The sequence below is a fragment of the Pseudomonas sputi genome (genome assembly GCF_021603585.1).
Taxonomy (GTDB): Bacteria; Pseudomonadota; Gammaproteobacteria; order Pseudomonadales; family Pseudomonadaceae; genus Aquipseudomonas; species Aquipseudomonas sputi.
The window spans coordinates 238,420-255,181 of record NZ_BQHI01000006.1; the positions used below are offsets into that span (position 1 = coordinate 238,420).

At 60.4% G+C, this 16,762-nt stretch carries 15 protein-coding genes; 8 read left to right on the forward strand and 7 right to left on the reverse strand.

Annotated elements, in window-relative coordinates; translation table 11 throughout:
* Window positions 1–28 precede the first annotated feature (28 nt).
* The 5 genes from L6D81_RS11495 to L6D81_RS11515 form a co-directional block, all read right to left on the reverse strand.
* Entirely contained in the window at window positions 29–2,590 is a 2,562-nt protein-coding gene (locus tag L6D81_RS11495; RefSeq protein WP_236179422.1) for a PAS domain-containing protein, read from the reverse strand.
* A 157-nt stretch (window positions 2,591–2,747) separates the two neighbouring features.
* On the reverse strand, window positions 2,748–4,286 hold the full coding sequence (locus tag L6D81_RS11500; RefSeq protein ID WP_236179424.1) for a cryptochrome/photolyase family protein: 1,539 nt from the start codon (window positions 4,284–4,286) through the stop codon (window positions 2,748–2,750).
* 25 nt (window positions 4,287–4,311) lie between these two features.
* Complete coding sequence (locus L6D81_RS11505; protein WP_236179431.1) at window positions 4,312–4,854, reverse strand: DUF3833 domain-containing protein; 543 nt, start codon at window positions 4,852–4,854, stop codon at window positions 4,312–4,314.
* Window positions 4,855–5,229: 375 nt separating this feature from the next.
* Window positions 5,230–5,391, reverse strand: a complete 162-nt coding sequence (locus L6D81_RS11510) for a hypothetical protein (protein ID WP_236179433.1) — start codon at window positions 5,389–5,391, stop codon at window positions 5,230–5,232.
* 54 nt (window positions 5,392–5,445) lie between these two features.
* Window positions 5,446–5,712 (reverse strand): hypothetical protein, encoded by a 267-nt coding sequence (locus L6D81_RS11515; RefSeq protein WP_236179434.1) that lies wholly within the window; start codon window positions 5,710–5,712, stop codon window positions 5,446–5,448.
* Between the two features lie 159 nt (window positions 5,713–5,871).
* Here L6D81_RS11515 and L6D81_RS11520 point away from each other — a divergent pair, with 159 nt between their 5' ends.
* From L6D81_RS11520 to L6D81_RS11530, 3 genes are read left to right on the forward strand one after another with little or no spacing between them, the layout of a single operon-like run.
* Window positions 5,872–6,693 carry an ABC transporter substrate-binding protein gene (locus L6D81_RS11520; RefSeq protein ID WP_236179436.1) on the forward strand — a complete coding sequence of 274 codons (822 nt, stop codon included), beginning with the start codon at window positions 5,872–5,874 and terminating at the stop codon, window positions 6,691–6,693.
* Entirely contained in the window at window positions 6,690–7,535 is an 846-nt protein-coding gene (locus L6D81_RS11525; RefSeq protein WP_236179438.1) for an amino acid ABC transporter permease, read from the forward strand. The genes L6D81_RS11520 and L6D81_RS11525 overlap by 4 nt, the downstream gene beginning before the upstream one ends.
* A gap of 35 nt (window positions 7,536–7,570) precedes the next feature.
* Window positions 7,571–8,959: an LLM class flavin-dependent oxidoreductase gene (locus tag L6D81_RS11530; RefSeq protein WP_236179440.1), complete on the forward strand. Its 1,389-nt coding sequence runs from the start codon at window positions 7,571–7,573 to the stop codon at window positions 8,957–8,959.
* A gap of 2 nt (window positions 8,960–8,961) precedes the next feature.
* Here L6D81_RS11530 and L6D81_RS11535 read toward each other — a convergent pair whose 3' ends face one another.
* Complete coding sequence (locus tag L6D81_RS11535; RefSeq protein WP_236179442.1) at window positions 8,962–9,669, reverse strand: cupin domain-containing protein; 708 nt, start codon at window positions 9,667–9,669, stop codon at window positions 8,962–8,964.
* Between the two features lie 61 nt (window positions 9,670–9,730).
* Window positions 9,731–10,585 (reverse strand): GNAT family N-acetyltransferase, encoded by an 855-nt coding sequence (locus L6D81_RS11540; protein WP_236179443.1) that lies wholly within the window; start codon window positions 10,583–10,585, stop codon window positions 9,731–9,733.
* Window positions 10,586–11,178: 593 nt separating this feature from the next.
* Between L6D81_RS11540 and L6D81_RS11545 the strand changes: the two genes are divergently transcribed.
* The 5 genes from L6D81_RS11545 to L6D81_RS11565 all read left to right on the forward strand — a co-directional run bounded on the left by L6D81_RS11545 (window position 11,179) and on the right by L6D81_RS11565 (window position 16,761).
* The gene (locus L6D81_RS11545) at window positions 11,179–11,847 is read left to right on the forward strand and encodes a haloacid dehalogenase type II (protein WP_085730903.1); all 669 of its coding nucleotides are present in this window, start codon (window positions 11,179–11,181) and stop codon (window positions 11,845–11,847) included.
* A gap of 32 nt (window positions 11,848–11,879) precedes the next feature.
* Window positions 11,880–13,154 carry an NAD(P)/FAD-dependent oxidoreductase gene (locus L6D81_RS11550; RefSeq protein WP_236179450.1) on the forward strand — a complete coding sequence of 425 codons (1,275 nt, stop codon included), beginning with the start codon at window positions 11,880–11,882 and terminating at the stop codon, window positions 13,152–13,154.
* Between the two features lie 94 nt (window positions 13,155–13,248).
* Window positions 13,249–14,886 (forward strand): ABC transporter substrate-binding protein, encoded by a 1,638-nt coding sequence (locus L6D81_RS11555; protein ID WP_039768550.1) that lies wholly within the window; start codon window positions 13,249–13,251, stop codon window positions 14,884–14,886.
* 46 nt (window positions 14,887–14,932) lie between these two features.
* Window positions 14,933–15,889 carry an ABC transporter permease gene (locus L6D81_RS11560; protein WP_236179452.1) on the forward strand — a complete coding sequence of 319 codons (957 nt, stop codon included), beginning with the start codon at window positions 14,933–14,935 and terminating at the stop codon, window positions 15,887–15,889.
* On the forward strand, window positions 15,886–16,761 hold the full coding sequence (locus L6D81_RS11565) for an ABC transporter permease (protein WP_236179455.1): 876 nt from the start codon (window positions 15,886–15,888) through the stop codon (window positions 16,759–16,761). Before L6D81_RS11560 ends, L6D81_RS11565 begins: the two co-directional genes overlap by 4 nt.
* Window position 16,762: the final 1 nt, after the last annotated feature.

The following is a 16,762-nucleotide window of genomic DNA, read 5'->3' on the forward strand; positions in this document are numbered from 1 at the left end:
CTCCTTGGCCGCACGCCGCAGCGGTCGTTCATTCGGATCTTGAGCACATCAGTTCACTGACCCGCGCCACCAGCGTGTCGACCGCGAAGGGCTTGGTCAGCACCTGCATGCCGGGACCCAGTTGGCCGGCGCCGATCACTGCGTTTTCCGCGTAACCGGTAATGAAGAGGGTCGTCAGGTTCGGGCGGATCTCCCGGCCGGCGTCGGCCAGTTGCCGACCGTTCATGCCACCCGGCAGACCGACGTCTGTGATCAGCAGGTCGATGTGCACGTTCGATTGCAACACCTTCAACCCGGCAACACTGTCGCCCGCCTCGAGCAAGTTGTAGCCGAGATCGCCAAGCACGTCGGCCACCAGCGCGCGCACCGTCGGTTCGTCGTCCACCACCAGAATGGTTTCGCTGGCCTTGGGCACCATCGCCGGTGCGATGTGCTTGTCATCGTGGCCCTGCACGGGATTGCCACTGTGACGAGGCAGATAAATGCACATTGTGGTGCCCCGATCGACCTGAGAATGCACGCGCACCTGGCCACCGGACTGTTTGGCGAACCCGTAGATCATCGACAAGCCCAGCCCGGTGCCCTGGCCCAGCGGCTTGGTGGTGAAGAACGGGTCGAAGGCCTTGGCGATGACATCGGCCGACATCCCGGTGCCGGTATCGGTCACGCACAGGCACACATACTCGCCCTCGGGCATGTCCAGCGCGCCGGCGATCTCGGTGTCGATGATGCGATTGGCCGTCTCGATGGTGATGCGTCCGCCATCGGGCATCGCATCGCGGGCGTTGATGCACAGGTTGAGCAGCGCGTTTTCCAGTTGACTGGCATCGACCAGTGTTGGCCAGAGCACCGGCGAGCCAATGGTTTCCAGGAGAATGCTCGGGCCCACCGATCGCTGGATCAGTTCGGTCATGCCCGTCATCAGTGTGTTGACGTCGGTTGGTCGTGGATCGAGGGTCTGGCGTCTGGAGAAGGCCAGCAGGCGGTGGGTGAGGGCGGCGGCGCGCTTGACCGCGCCCTGTGCGGTCACCATGTACTTGTCGACTTCGTTCAAACGGCCCTGGTTGATCCGCGCACCCATCAATTCCAGCGCGCCGGAAATGCCGGCCAACAAGTTGTTGAAATCGTGAGCGAGGCCTCCCGTCAGTTGGCCGACCGCTTCCATCTTCTGCGATTGACGCAGTTTTTCCTCTGCCTGCATCAACTCGGCGGTGCGCGATGACACTCGTTGTTCAAGGGTGTCGTTGAGCGAACGCAACGCGGCAATAGCCCGGTCGCGCTCCGCCTCGACGGTGCGCCGCTCCTCGACGTCGATCAGCACGCCGGGAAAGCGCAGGGGAACTCCGTCATCTGCACACTCAACGCGCCCGTTAGCTTCGATCCACTGGTATCTGCCGTCCTCGCGGCGCACGCGGTACTGATGGGAATAGGCGCCACCGCGGCCAATGGCTTCGTCGATGGCCGCGGTCAGGCTATCGCGGTCGTCGGGGTGCACGCTGGTGATGACTTGTTCGAGGCTTAAGCCTTCACGCCCCAGTGCCGGGTCGAGATTGAACACCTGGGCGAAGCCTTCGTCGATGGCAAAACGGTCGGTGAGCAGGTCCCAGTGCCAGGTGCCGATAATGGCGCCGGCCGCGAGCGCCAGTTGCACGCGCTCTACGTTTTCCCGGGCGATCGCCTCACTGGCTCGCAAGCGGTCTTCTGCCGCGCGCCGCTCGGTGACGTCGTTGAACAGGATCGCGATCTGCCGGTCGGCCGGGTCACCGACCCGCACCGCACGCACATCGAACCAGCGCTCAAACGTATTGGCGTAATTCTCGAAGTTCGCCGGCTCGCCGGTCTTGGCCACGTGGCCGTAGGTTTCGAACCAGAAGCGCTCCAGATTGGGCGCGAACTCGGTGACCCATTTACCGCGCAGGTTGACCCCGCACTGGCGCTCGAACGCCGGGTTGGCCTCGACGAAGTAGTAGTCGACAGGCTCGTCGCTGGCGTCGAATTTGACTTTGACGATAGCGAACGCTGACTCGATGGTTTCCAGGATGGTACTGAAGCGTTCCTCACTCTGGCGCAACGCCGTTTCGGCACTGCGCGAGCGGGTCAGGTCAAGCATCGCGCCAATCATGCGTTCGGCCTGGCCGGCGGGATTGCGGATCAGGTGGCCGCGATCGAGCACCTCGGCGTAGGAGCCGTCCTGACAGCAGAACCGATACTCCGCGCTCCATGTCGTGCCGTCGCCATCGATGGCGGCGCGGATCGATGCCTGCACCCGCGCCTGATCCTGCGGATGGAGCCGGGCGAACCGCCAGTCACCACTGGGATCAACGTTCTCCAGCGGGAAACCGTACGCCTGTTGCAACGCCTGGTTCCAGATGATCTGGTTGGTTTGCAGGTCCCAGTCCCACACCGCATCGCTGGTGGCCATGACGGCCAGTCGATAGCGTTCCTCACTGCGGGCGAGGGCGGTGCGACTGGCGTGCAGCGCAGCCGCCACACGTTGCTCCGTGTCGGCCTCATTGCCAGACAGCGCGGCGCGTAATCGCTTGACCTCGGACTCGAGCGCTTCACGACTAAGGTGTTTGAGGGTGTCCATCTCACCTTCTTGGTCAGGTTTTTCATGGGGCGGGTATGCCCGTCAGGTGCCATCATCAGCGCGAAGCGGTGTGGCGCTGTGGTTGCTCATCCGTTGACAGGTTGCGTCGTCGTTAAGTTTCACTGATGAAACAAGGTCGCTTCGGGCGAACCCTTTTTTAAATCGATTCGCCGTTATCCAGGCGCGCCAACAGTGCCTGGCCACGTTGCCAGAGTGCCTGTTGCTTTGCTTCCGGCATGCGGTCGAGGTTCCTGTACATCATGCTCATGCGTTGATTGCCGCGCAGCCGCTCACCGTGGCGCATCAAAAAATGCCAATACAGCGCGTTGAACGGACAGGCATTGTCCGCCGTGCTTTCGCTGACCTTGTACACGCAACCGTGGCAGTAATCCGACATGCGATTGATGTACTGGCCGCTGGCGCAATAGGGTTTGGAACCGAGATAACCGCCGTCGGCGTGCATCACCATGCCCAGCGTATTGGGCAGCTCGACCCAGTCAAAGGCGTCCATGTAGATCGCCAGATACCACTCGCAGATCTGGCTCGGCGCGATGCCGGCGAGCAGGGCGAAGTTGCCGGTGACCATCAGCCGCTGAATGTGATGGGCGTAGGCGTGCTGCAAGCTTTGCCCGATGGCTTGGCGCATGCAGTTCATCTGGGTGTCACCCGTCCAGTAGAACTCAGGCAGTGGCCGGCTGTTGCCGAACGAATTGCCCAGCGCGTAATCCGGCATTCTCAGCCAGTACACGCCCCGCACATATTCCCGCCAGCCAATCAGTTGCCGAATGAAGCCTTCGGCGGCATTGAGCGCAACGCTGCCGGCCCAGTACGCCGACTCCACATCACTGCACAGCTGCCGCAGATCCAGCAGGCCGATGTTGAGCGCCGCACTGATGCGCGCATGAAACAGGAACGGCTCGTCACTGGCCATGGCGTCCTGGTAATCGCCAAACCCCGCCAGACCATAATCAAGAAAGTACGCCCACAGCGCCTGTGCATCGGCATGGGTGACGGGATAGTTGAAGTCATCGAGCACGCCGTAGTGCTGGCTGAAGCGCGCCTTGACCAGTGCCAGCACATCGCGGGTGATGGTGTCGTTATTGAAGCGTGCCGGGTAGGGCGCTTTCACGCCTTTGGGCAACGCCTTGCGGTTCTCGGCATCGAAATTCCACGCGCCACCCACTGGTGAACCGTCGCCATTGAGCAGCAAGCGGCTCTTGCGACGCATCTCACGGTAGAAAAACTCCATGCGCAGCTGTTTCTTGCCCTCGGCCCATGCGGCAAACTCTTCGCGACTGCACAGAAAACGCGCATCGGCGTGCCAGTGGATGGGCAAACCGCATTCCTTGATCGAATGCTCCAGCCGCCAGTCGCCACACTCGGTGATGTGCACTTGCTCAGCCTGCAACAGCGCTTGCCAGCGATGCAGCTCACCCGGCACCGAGCCGCTGTTTTCCGGGTCATCCAGGGTGACGTATTCAACACGTATGCCTTGGTCTCGCAATGCCTGAGCGAAATGGCGCATGGCGCTGAAGATCAGAGCAATCTTTTGAGGGTGGTGGGGCACATGGCTGGCTTCTTCCATGACCTCGACCAGCAGCACCGTATCGCGCTCAATGTCGAGTGCCTGTAAAGAAGCCAGGTCGAAGGACAACTGGTCGCCCAGGACCAGGCACAAGCGGCGGGTCATGTTCATTCAATCAAGCTCCGGTTCGCCCGGTTCACGGATTGGCTCCGGCGCCCTGGCGGCGGAAGAACAAGGTCACCTGGCCGACTTCGACCCCGAACTTGGACATGCGGGTGCGGTTGATCAACGTGTCCTCATCCATCAAGTACATCCAGTCGTCCATGCTCATTTCATAGGTCGAGTCGTCGACCGGCACGTTCAGCCGATAACGCCAGTGAAATGCATTGCCAGCCACCTGGCCTTGGGCAACGCCGACCACATCGCCGGCGCGGCCGCTCCAGCGTCCCTGGCCCTCGGGCGTCAGTGTCCATACGCGGTGTTGGCGGGTGCCATCGCTGTACAGAAAGCGCTCGTCGAGAATCAGGTTGTTGCCTTCGCGACGGCTGACAATGTTGACTTCGAAACGCTTGGTCACTTCGCCGCCGCGCTTCTGAAACATTCCCCAGGCCTTGACGGGCTGGCTGAAAAACCGATGCAGATCGAGGGCTGGTTGTTGATCGGCATAACGGCTGACATCCACGCTGGTGCAGCTTGCGATGCTGAGTATCAGTGTCAGTAACAGCACTAATCGAGTCATTGCTTTACTCCCTGAGGCAGAGGGGGTCGAGGGACAGCGCTGGAAACGCTTTCTTGTACGCCATGAGGCGGGTGTACAGGGTTGTGGCCGTCTAATTTCGCTTTGTCGCGGCAGACTTGCGCGGGATGGCGGATCAGTAACCAAAATTATTGTACGAAGATAGTAGCTCTGTATAGGTTTTATGCACGATAGGCGGAAAAAAGCCACCTGACAATCAAGCGGCAATTTTTTCGTGTAAATGCGCAGAACTGACATCACAAGCTGAAGGCTTGCTTGGGTAGCGGGGAGAGGGCGCGAATAGTGTTCACTGCGGTTTCCGGTGCTGTCGCCAGCAGGCAAAAAAAGGCCCGAATTCCTCCGGGCCAGTCATGCACATCAGTGCGAATCCACCTCGCTCGCAGCCTCGGCAGCGGATCTTTCCCTGCGCCTCTGGAGCCAACTATAGAACGCATGCACGGGATGAAGAACGGCAGTCAGTACGCCAAGCAGCAGGATGGTGAAGAGGATGATCAGCGGGATGCTTTCGTGCGAGAACATGGTGGGTTACTCCTGTAGTCACTATGTCGTAACCAGCAGACTAGACGCTCCCAATCATGTTTTCGATGAACGAATGTTCATCCTTGAACGCTTCGGGTGTGTTACGGCGAATCTTCCGGACGCATGGTCAGGATGATTTCCCTGCATTACCGGACGACTCCATTCGCCGGTGGCATACGCCAGTTGCCCGGCGGCGGGGCCGACACCGCCGGCTGCGGTGTGAATCAGCACGGAGTCGCCGGATTTCTGGAGCTCATCGAGAAAGGCCGAAGGCCGCATCGGCGAGGCAGAAGCCAGCAAAAGGGATTGAATGCCGCGCATCCTTGGCTGCGCGGCAATATTGTTTCGATACTCACGAAACGATCGAGAGCAGGAATCCATATAGCCCAAGCGTAGCCTTTTATTCCCTAAATGAAGTTCATATTAATTTTATAGTGCGTTTTAATCTAACCAGGCTTTTCCTGATTGGAGCATTCGCACTTGAAGATCCCGACACATTTGACACTTGGCCTGGCGCTCGCCATCAGTTGCGCTGCAGCCTTCGCGGGGCCCACCCTTGATCGCGTGACGCAAAAAGGTGAACTCACCGGTGTCCTGATGGAGAGTTACCCGCCGTTCTCTTTTCTCAATGACCAGAACCAGCTCGACGGCTTCGATGTGGATGTGGCTAAAGCTGTCGCCGAGCGCCTTGGGGTCAAGCTGAAACTTGAAACCCCTTCCTGGGACGTGATTGCTGCGGGGCATTGGAACGGTCGATACGACATCTGCGTGTGCTCGATGACACCGAGCAAGGCGCGGGCCGAAGTGTTCGACTTCCCCGTGGAGTATTACCAGTCACCGGCAGTGATCGTGGTCAATGCAAAGGACAAGGAGATTGTCGGTGGCAAGGACTTGTCCGGCAAAAAAGTCGGTGTGATTAGTGCATCGACCTATGAGGCCTATCTGAACAAGGATCTGGTCATTGAAGGCGCCGAGGACAAACCGTTGAGCTATCCGTTCGACAGTGTCCAGATCGCACCTTACGACAACGAAACCGTAGCCTTCCAGGATCTCGCACTGGGTATCGGCGTGCGCCTGGATGCCATGGTCACCAACCTCATCACCGCGCGTGAACGCATCGCTCAGGATCCGCGCTTCAAGATTGCCGGGGACTCACTGTATGCCGAACCGAACGTGGTGGCGGTCGAAAAAGGCGATCCGCAATGGAATGCGAAAGTCACCGAGGTCATTGCGCAACTCAAGACTGACGGCACGTTGAGCAAAATATCCCGCAAGTGGATCGGTTCTGATATCAGCCAATGACAGCCATCAATACGCATCCGGCCAAAGCGGCTGTCAGCCCGCAAAAGCAGCCGCCACTGACACGTCAGCTGTTCGGCTTTCGCACGCGCCTGTATCTGACGTGGGCGGCGCTGTCGGGTCTGGGCGTGTGGTTTTTCATGCGCTTCGATCTGAAGTTTTCGATCATTCTGGAAAAGTGGCCAAACCTGGTCGGCCTGCATCTGGGGCCGAACGGATTCTTGCAAGGCGCCGCGCTGACGATATTCCTGTGTTTCTGCTCGATCTGGTTTTCGTTATTGCTGGGCTTTGTCACCGCGTTGGCCAGGCTGTCGAGCAGCGCCGTGGCGTTTGGTATCGCCAGCTTCTACGCCTCGTTCTTTCGCGGCACGCCGCTGTTGATCCAGATCCTGTTGATCTATCTGGGGCTGCCGCAGCTGGGCGTGGTGCCAGGTGCAATCAGCGCCGGGATCATCGCGCTGTCGCTCAATTACGGGGCTTATCTCAGTGAGATTTTTCGTGCTGGCATCCTCGCGGTTGCCCCGGGTCAGCGCGAAGCAGCCGCCGCACTGGGCTTGAGACCGGCCGCGACATTCATCCATATCATCCTGCCGCAAGCCATGCGCACGATCATTCCGCCGACCACCAGCCAGTTCATTTCGATGCTCAAGGACTCGTCCCTGATTTCGGTCATGGGGGTTTGGGAAGTGATGTTTCTGGCGCAGTCGTACGGGCGTTCGTCCTACCGTTACATTGAAATGCTGACCACCGCAGCCGCCATCTATTGGCTGTTATCCATCGGTCTCGAACTGATCCAGCATCGCCTCGAACGCCATTACGGCAGAGGCTTCAAGCATCAGCGCTGAGCCATTCCGTTAAATGATTTCTTGCAGGAACCAAGATGTCCGATCCTAAACCTCTGCTGTTTGCACTCTATGAACAAGCCAGTGTCGGGTGTGGCGGTGCGCCGAGTCTGTGGACACACCCGGCTGACGAACGCCTGGCGATCAACTCGCTGGGCTACTGGTCAAACCTGGCGCGGATTGCCGATCAGGCGCACCTCGATATGTTGTTCTTTGGTGATGTGCTGGGCTTCTACGATGTGTTCGGCGGCAACGCCGATGCGGCCATGAAGTGGGCGGTGGAAGCACCGGCCAACGATCCGTTGATGATCATTCCGGCATTGGCAGCCGTGACGGAAAACCTGGCGTTTGGTGTCACGGTGACCACCAGTTATGAGCACCCGTTTACCCACGCCCGGCGCTTCAGCACGCTTGATCACCTCACCAATGGGCGAGTGGGCTGGAACATCGTCACCTCTTACCTGTCCAGCGCCGCCCGCAATTTCGGGCTGGAGCAAATGATCAAGCATGACGATCGCTATGAACGCGCCGAGGAGTTTCTCGATGTGGTGTACAAACTCTGGGAAGGCAGTTGGGCCGACGACGCCGTGGTGGCCGACAAGGCCCGCCAGCGCTATGCCAGAGGCGACCGGGTGCGACCGATCAATCACGAGGGTGCGCACTATCGCGTGGCCGGGCCGCACCTGACCGCTCCGTCCCCGCAGCGCACACCGTTGCTGATCCAGGCGGGCTGGTCGGGACGCGGTCGAGAGTTCGCCGCCAAGCATGCGGAACTGATCTTCATCGCCAAATCCAACCCGCAGGAAATCCGTCAGGGTCTGGAAGACATCTGGGCCCAGGCTCAGGCGCGTGGGCGTCAACGTGAAGACGTGAAATCGTTGACGGTATTGCGCATCGTCACGGCCAAAACCGAAATCGAAGCCCAGCGCAAATACGACGAGTTGCAAAGCAACTATCACTTGCAGGCACAACTGGTCAGTTACGCCGGCGACACCGGTATCGACATCAGCCGCTACGCCGACAGCGATGCGCTCTCGACGCACACCGAAGGCCTGACCTCTTACGTGATGCGCCCGGATGGCAGTGGAAAGCCGCTGACGGCGGGTGATGTCAAAAAGCGCTTCGCCAGCGTTACCCGTGGCAGCGACCTCATCCTCGTCGGTACACCGCAGCAAGTCGCCGATCGCATCGAAGAGCACGCGCGCATTTCCGGCACCAGCGGCTATATGCTCAACCCGTTGATCAGCCCAGGCAGCCTTGAGGACTTTGTCGAACGGGTGATTCCAGAACTGCAAAAGCGTGGGCTGTACCGGACTCAACCGCAAAGCGGCACTTTCCGCTCGCGGTTACGGGCAGATCATTCCAACCACCTGCCTGACTCGGCCTATGGGGCTTCGTTCCGTTTTGACAAGGCGCTTCATGGCTGACGCTATTTGACCGCGTACACTTTGCGTACATAGCGCGTGCTTTTCCAGGCGCACTGTGCACCCCGCGCAACAAATACGCTGTCACCGGCATTGACAGTCACGCTCAAGCCCTCAGACGTCTGCAACGTTACGCTGCCTTCGATCAGATACATCAGCTCATTGAGCTTGTGCGGGCGACCGTGACGTTCGTAGGGCGTCGAGTCCCACACGCCGACACGCAGATCGGTTGTGGCGTCTTCGAAGGCATTACGTGACCGGCATTGCGGTGTCGGACCGATCAGTATCTGCTGCTCCGGCGCGGCGGAGGGCGACAGGTGCGCCAGCGGGTCGAGCAAGGTCAGGCCGGGTGTCGCGGCTGCGGTGGCCATGGCGCAAAACGCCCACCGGGTGCCGGTCTGTGCTTCGATCCGCAGGGCCGTGCCCCGGCCGATGATCGCGCTGGCGCCGACGGCCAGTTCCAGCGTCCGCTCGCGGGTTTTCAACGTCACGCGCCCCGCGTGAACCACGATCACTTCGGTGTGCGGGAAGTCCTCGATATCAAGGCCTTCGCCTGCTTCGACGATGCCTGCAGATATGCCGTCGCTCCCTGACCAGGCGACCAGACGTCCAGTCGAGAAGGGGTCTGCAGCGTTCAAGGGTTGCTGTTGGAAAGAGGTGTCGACGCGACTGCCATCGGCGCGAGCCAACAGCATGATGCAAGGTTCGAACATACGGGTGACGCTCCAGGTATTGAGGGAATTTCTTGGGAGGCGACAAGCGCCACCCCGATAGTCAGCCAATGGCTTGAGTGACCAGGGCAAACTGCCGAACGCCATTGTTTGCTTGTGGTGCGGCACCGCGGGACATTTGGGCCACGGTGTCGACCTTTTTCAGGCCGGCTGCTTCCAGCCAGTCGGCCAGGCCACAATCCGCTGGAATATCGATGCGCACAAAGGCGTCCGGTACCCTGGCCAGCAATGTGGCGATCAGATGTTGGGCCTGCCCAAGGTTTTCGGCGATCAACGGGCCGATGCAACGACCGCGACCGAACGGGCGCAGCAGGGCGAAGGCGCGCAACTGACCGTCGCGCACAATGCCCACCGAATGCTCTACGACAGAGAACAGATCGGTGAGCACCGCTTGCCGATCCAGCCCGCTCCCGGCACTGGCCAGTTCCAGCACCCGCACATGATCCGCTACGCGCAGTGGGCGGCATTCTTCACCATCGGCCAATGCGCCAGGCAGAGGGGCTTGCGCCTGGCCCTGGTGCTGCTGGATTCGGCCAAACTCGACAAAACCCTGGCTGGCATACAGCGGTGCGCCGGCCACGGTTGCATTCAATATCGCCGTGCTTGACTGGCAAGCCTGCAGTGCGTGCTCCATGAGCTTTCGCCCGATGCCCTGGCCCTGATAATCGTCACTGACAATGACCAGGCCAATGGTCGTGAAATCACCTTGCGGGCAGGCGAATGCGGTGCCGATCAAACGCTCGCCATCAAGTACGACAAAGCCCTTGCTGACCCTTTGCAGCATGGCCCAGTCGTCGAGTCGATGGGGCCACTTCAATTGCACGGACAGTGCATGGGCCTTGGGCAGGTCGTCGGCAGTCATCGGCCGATAGACGTAGGAAGGGCGCGGGGTGGACATGGCGATTCTCCGATCAAGAGTGTGCGCGTGCGCCGGGTTTGCCGGCGAGGTGACGCCTGTATCCCATCTGGATGAAAGCCTGACAAGGGGGCAGGGAATATTCGGCAGATTCCGCAAAGTGCGGTCCCGAAGACCACACTTACTACTTAATCGGAGGCTTCTGCCGGCAGCAAATGCTTGGGCTTATTTACCCTATAAAAGGCTTGTGCCGAGCCTCGTCGCTCAAGGCACTGGATGCGCCTTCAATCGCTTCAATCAAGAACCGGACTGACGTGCGCCGCAGCAACTGACGCCACGGCTGCGGTGGGGCGCAGTTTCTGCGGGCAAAGTCGCTGTCCGAAATCCAAAGCGGCTGATAAAGGTCCATAAGTGCGCATAAACCGGGGCTTTGCCCAAGGCTGGAGCGCACCGCAAAGTCTGCTGAGCGGCGTGACCAAAACGGTGATTTGTATCGAACGGAGGTCGCTTTTAACGCCATCTGCTGATTTCACGGTGTTGTAATGACGGTGTGCTGCAGCGTTGCATCGCTACTGCGCAAACCAGACAAATGCTTGTAGCGCCATTGACCTCAACGAACTTCAGGAACGCACTCAATGAGCTTTCTTCGCCCCAAATTCATTACCTTCGACTGCTACGGAACGCTGACCAATTTCCACATGGGCACGATGACCCGCGAACTCTTTGCCGATCGTGTTCCCGCGGAGCAGATGGATCAGTTCGTCAAGGATTTCTCGGCGTATCGCCTGGATCAGGTCATGGGCGACTGGATGCCGTATGACGAGATTCTCAAGACCGCTCTGGCGCGTACCTGCAAGCGCTGGGGAATCGAATACCGCGAAGAAGGCCAACTGTATTACGACGCCGTTCCGACTTGGGGGCCGCACCCGGACGTACCGGCCGGCCTGTCGAAAATCGCCGACAAGATTCCCTTGGTGATTTTCTCCAACGCCAGCAACAGCCAGATCATGTCCAACGTCGAAAAACTCGGCGCACCTTTTCACAAAGTCTTCACGGCCGAACAGGCACAAGCCTACAAGCCACGTCTGGCGGCGTTCGAGTACATGCTCGACAACCTCAACTGCGGCCCGGAAGACATCTTGCATGTGTCCTCCAGCTTCCGTTACGACCTGATGCCGGCGCACGACATGAAGATCAAGAACAAGGCCTTCGTTGCCCGCGGCCACGAAGTACCGGGCAATGCCTTCTACAGCTACCACCAGATCCCGGACATCGGCGGTCTGGCCGGACTGGTCGGCCTGTAACGACATCCTCATTGGCAAAGGCGGGATTGAACATGGGCAGTGAATCCTACTGGCTCGACAGCGCACCGGCCTTCACCGGCGCACAGCTCGGCGGTTTGCCCGGGCAAGTCGATGTGGCCATCGTCGGTGGTGGTTTCACCGGGCTGGCGGCAGCCCGGACCCTGGCGCTCAAAGGCGCCAGTGTGGTGGTGCTGGAAGCGGGGCGCGTGATCGGCGAGGCTTCGGGCCGCAATGGCGGGCAGTGCAACACGGGGGTGGCGCAGGATTACGCCAGCCTCAGTGCCAGTCTCGGTGCCGACCGGGCGAAAGCCTATTACCAGGCTTACGAAAGTGCCGTGCAAAGCGTTGTGTCGCTGGTCGAACAGGAGCAGATCGCCTGCGACCTGTTGCGCAACGGCAAGCTGAAACTGGCGGCAAAACCGCTGCACTACGAAGGGCTGGCCCGCACCTGCGAGCTGATTCGCAACGAAGTCGATGCCGATGTTGAATTGCTGTCTGCCGAGCAGACCCGCACCGAAGTCAACTCTGCGCAGTTCCATGGCGGCCTGCTGCAGCGCAATGGCGTGCAGATGCACGTCGGCCGTTTCGGCGTCGGTCTGGCTGAAGCGGCGGTGCGTCACGGTGCGCTGATCCATCAGGGCACCCCGGTGTTCGACTGGAAAGCCCGAGCCGGTGGTTATCAGGTCAACACCAGCAAGGGGTCGCTGCACGCCGGGCAGGTTCTGCTGGCGACCGGCGCCTGTCAGCACGGTGGTCTGGGCTGGTATCGGCGGCGGATTGTGCCGGTGGGCAGTTTCGTGATTGCCACCGAGGTCCTGCCGCGGTCGTTGATCGACCAGTTGCTGCCGGGGCGCCGCGCTTATGTCACCAGCCGAATGATCGGTAACTACTTCCGCCTGACCCCGGACAACCGCCTGCTGTTTGGCGGGCGTGCGCGGTTTGCCATGTCCGACAGTGTCAACGATGCCAAGAGCGGCAAGGTGCTGCAGGCGGCGATGATCCAGATGTTCCCGCAACTGGCCGGCGTCAGGATCGATTACTGCTGGGGCGGCCTGGTGGACATGACCTCCGACCGTTTGCCGCGAGCCGGTCAGCACGGCGGCGTATTCCACTCGATGGGCTACAGCGGTCACGGCGTGCAGATGTCGGTGCACATGGGGCAGGTGATGGCTGACGTGATGGCCGGCAATACCGAGGCCAACCCGTGGCGTGAACTCGAATGGCCGGCGATCCCCGGGCATTTCGGCAAGCCGTGGTTCCTGCCTTTCGTGGGCGCCTACTACCGCTTTCAGGACTATTTGCATTGAGCTGATGTTGTGGCTTCACCGTCGTTTGCGTTTCCAGGACGTTCCGGCCAACCGGAACACTTGAGCCTTCTTAATTTCGACAGGTAGCACTGAAATGACTGATCACAAGAACGACTCACCGCTGATCTCGGGCGAAGAAAGCCTGCGGGTGTTCGAAGGCCTCAATCGCGGCATGTCACGCCGTCACGCGTTGCAAATGCTCGGTGTGGCCGGTGTAGCGGCTGCCGGCGCCGGCAGCCTGTTCGGCGCCGCCGGCAAGCTGTTGGCCGACGACACGGCGACACCGGGCAAAGGCAAGCAGGGTGGGCGGATACGAGTCGCCGGTATGTCCAGCTCCACCGCCGACACCCTCGATCCGGCCAAAGGCGCGCTGTCCACCGACTATGTGCGGCACTACATGTTCTACAACGGCCTGACCCGTTTCGACGCGCACTTGGTGCCGCAACTGGAGTTGGCCGAGCGCATCGACAACACCGACGCGACCCTGTGGACGATCACCCTGCGCAAGGACGTGACGTTCCACAACGGCAAAACCCTCAGCGCGGCCGATGTGGTGTTCTCGCTGTCACGACACAAGGATCCGCTGACCGGCTCCAAGGTCATGCCGCTGATGGAGCAGTTCGCCGAAATCAAGGCCACCGGCGCCAACGAGGTTCAGATTCGCTTGACTGCACCGAACGCCGAATTGCCGTCGATTCTGGCCGTCTCGCATCTGCTGATCGTTCCCGAAGGCACTACTGACTTCAACCAGGGCATTGGCACCGGGCCGTTCAAGGTCAAGGAGTTCAAACCGGGTGTGCGTTCGGTGGCCGCACGCAACACGGGCTACTGGAAACCTGGCCTGCCGTACCTCGACGAAATCGAATTCATCGCCATTGGCGACGAGCCGTCGCGGGTCAACGCGTTGTTGTCCGGCGACGTGCACATGATCAACGAGGTCAACCCGCGCTCCACCGACCGAATCAAGGCCAGCGCCAGGCACCGGGTCGTTGATGCGCCGTCGGGCAACTACACTGATTTGATCATCCGTCAGGATCAGCTGCCGGGTCAGAACGCCGATTTCACCCAGGCGATGAAGTACCTGCTCGATCGCGAACAGATCAAGTCGGCGGTGTTTCGTGGCTTTGCCGTGGTCGGCAACGATCATCCGATCGCGCCTGGCTCGCGCTACTACAACAGCGACCTGCCGCAAACCGTCTACGACCCGGAAAAAGCCAAGTTCCTGCTGAAAAAAGCGGGCATGGAAAATATCAGCATGGAGCTGTTTGCTTCGCCTGCCGCAACGGGTTCTGTCGATATCGCAGTGCTGTTGCAGCAGTCGGCCAAACAGGCCGGGCTCAAACTCGACGTCAAGCGCCTGCCGAGCGACGGCTACTGGTCCAACCACTGGATGAAGCACCCGATCAGCTTCGGCAACATCAACCCACGCCCGAACGCCGACGTAATGTTCTCGCAGTTCTTCCAGTCGAAGGCGCCGTGGAACGAGTCCGGCTGGAAGAACGAGCAGTTCGATCAGTTGCTGATGCTCGCCCGCGGCGAAACCGATGATGCCAAGCGCGGCAAGATGTACGCGGACATGCAGACCCTGGTGCACGACCACTGTGGCATCGGCATACCGGTGTTCATCAGCAACATCGACGGCGTCGATCAACGGATCAAGGGCTACGGCAGCAACCCGCTCGGCGGTTTCATGGGTTACATGTTCGCCGAGCAGGTCTGGCTGGACGCTTGAACAGAGCCGTCGACATGAACGGCAAGCCAGGTGCAGGAGGTAGGCGATGAATAGCAACACACTGTGGTTGATCGGACGGCGGCTGGGCGCCGCGATCGTGACTTTGTTGATCGTATCGATGGTCGTGTTTGCGATCACGGCGGTACTGCCTGGAGACGCGGCACAACAATCCCTTGGCCAGTTTGCCACCCCGGAACAGGTGGCGGCGCTGCGTCTGAAACTGGGGCTCGATCAACCCGGTGTGGTGCGTTATCTGCACTGGTTGATGAGCCTGCTCAGTGGCGATATGGGCGTGTCGGTATCCAACGCCATGCCGGTCGTTGAGCTGATGGCCGGGCGCGTACCCAACACCTTGATGCTGGCGGCCGCCACAGCGCTGGTGTCAGTGCCGGTGGCGCTGGTCCTCGGCATCGGCTCGGCAATGGGCCGGGGCGGGCGGATCGACAGTGTTCTGAGTTTCACCACCCTGGCCATGGTCGCGGTGCCGGAGTTTCTGGTGGCGACCCTCGCGGTGCTGATCTTTGCGGTGAACCTGGGCTGGTTGTCGGCGCTGTCCTATGCCAGCGACATCACTTCGCCGTGGCAATTCATGCGCACCTACGCCTTGCCGGTGATGACGCTGTGTTGCGTGATCGTTGCGCAAATGGCGCGGATGACGCGCGCGGCAGTGATCGACCAGCTCGACAGCCCCTATGTGGAAATGGCCCGGCTCAAAGGCGTCAGTCCGATCCGCATCGTAATGCGCCACGCTTTGCCCAATGCCATCGGGCCGATTGCCAATGCGATTGCGTTGAGCCTGTCGTATCTGCTCGGCGGGGTGGTGATTGTCGAAACCATCTTCAACTATCCCGGCATCGCCAGCCTGATGGTCGATGCCGTGACCAACCGCGACATGGCACTGGTGCAGGCCTGCACCATGTTGTTCTGTACGGCTTATCTGGGTCTGGTGCTGATTGCCGACCTGTGCGCGATTCTGTCCAATCCGAGGCTGAGAAACCAATGAACAATCTCATTGTGAAACCGACGCCCGCAGCCCCTGATCTGTCAGCCGGCAAGGTGTCTCACGGGCCCGCGTGGCTGGGACTCATCGGCGCCTCCCTCTGCGTTATCTGGCTGCTGGTTGCGTTATTTGGCCCATGGCTGGCGCCGCATCCGGTCGGTGAGGTGGTCTCGGGCAACGTGTTCGACAACATCAGCGCGTTGTACCCGTTCGGCACTGATTATCTGGGCCGCGACATGCTCAGCCGGGTGCTCGTCGGCGCGCGCTTCACCGTGGGCCTGGCGTTGATTGCGGCGGTGCTGGCCAGTGCACTGGGCACCGGTTGCGCGTTGCTGTCGGTGGTGTCGCCGAAGTGGCTGGACGAAGTGATCAGCCGCTTGATGGACGCCTTTATCTCGATTCCGAGCAAGATGCTCGCGTTGATCATGGTCTCGGCGTTCGGCTCTTCGGTGACCCTGTTGATCAGCACGGCGGTGTTGAGCTTCGCCCCGGGTGCGTTTCGTATCGCCCGCAGCATGGCGGTGAACATTGAAGCGCTGGAGTATGTGCAGGTCGCCCGAACCCGTGGCGAGCGGCGCTTGTACATCGCGTGCGTGGAGATCCTGCCGAACATGCTCAACCCGGTGCTCACAGACCTGGGCTTGCGGTTTGGTTTCATCGTGCTGCTGCTCAGCGGCATGAGTTTTCTCGGGCTGGGCGTGCAACCGCCGGATGCCGACCTCGGTTCGCTGGTGCGGGAAAACATCGGCGGCCTCAATCAGGGCGCTCCGGCCATCGTCATCCCGGCGCTGGCCATCGGTACCCTGACCATCGGCGTGAATCTGTTTATCGACAGAGTGTCGTCGCGACGCAGTCGCCGCACCGGAGGCCATTGAA

Bases quoted from the DNA above. Each gene is read 5' to 3' on its own strand.
- L6D81_RS11495 (WP_236179422.1), bottom strand. From the start codon at position 2,590: ATGGACACCCTCAAACACCTTAGTCGTGAAGCGCTCGAGTCCGAGGTC.
- L6D81_RS11500 (WP_236179424.1), bottom strand. From the start codon at position 4,286: ATGAACATGACCCGCCGCTTGTGCCTGGTCCTGGGCGACCAGTTGTCC.
- L6D81_RS11505 (WP_236179431.1), bottom strand. From the start codon at position 4,854: ATGACTCGATTAGTGCTGTTACTGACACTGATACTCAGCATCGCAAGC.
- L6D81_RS11510 (WP_236179433.1), bottom strand. From the start codon at position 5,391: ATGTTCTCGCACGAAAGCATCCCGCTGATCATCCTCTTCACCATCCTG.
- L6D81_RS11515 (WP_236179434.1), bottom strand. From the start codon at position 5,712: ATGCGCGGCATTCAATCCCTTTTGCTGGCTTCTGCCTCGCCGATGCGG.
- L6D81_RS11525 (WP_236179438.1), top strand. From the start codon at position 6,690: ATGACAGCCATCAATACGCATCCGGCCAAAGCGGCTGTCAGCCCGCAA.
- L6D81_RS11530 (WP_236179440.1), top strand. From the start codon at position 7,571: ATGTCCGATCCTAAACCTCTGCTGTTTGCACTCTATGAACAAGCCAGT.
- L6D81_RS11535 (WP_236179442.1), bottom strand. From the start codon at position 9,669: ATGTTCGAACCTTGCATCATGCTGTTGGCTCGCGCCGATGGCAGTCGC.
- L6D81_RS11540 (WP_236179443.1), bottom strand. From the start codon at position 10,585: ATGTCCACCCCGCGCCCTTCCTACGTCTATCGGCCGATGACTGCCGAC.
- L6D81_RS11545 (WP_085730903.1), top strand. From the start codon at position 11,179: ATGAGCTTTCTTCGCCCCAAATTCATTACCTTCGACTGCTACGGAACG.
- L6D81_RS11550 (WP_236179450.1), top strand. From the start codon at position 11,880: ATGGGCAGTGAATCCTACTGGCTCGACAGCGCACCGGCCTTCACCGGC.
- L6D81_RS11555 (WP_039768550.1), top strand. From the start codon at position 13,249: ATGACTGATCACAAGAACGACTCACCGCTGATCTCGGGCGAAGAAAGC.
- L6D81_RS11560 (WP_236179452.1), top strand. From the start codon at position 14,933: ATGAATAGCAACACACTGTGGTTGATCGGACGGCGGCTGGGCGCCGCG.
- L6D81_RS11565 (WP_236179455.1), top strand. From the start codon at position 15,886: ATGAACAATCTCATTGTGAAACCGACGCCCGCAGCCCCTGATCTGTCA.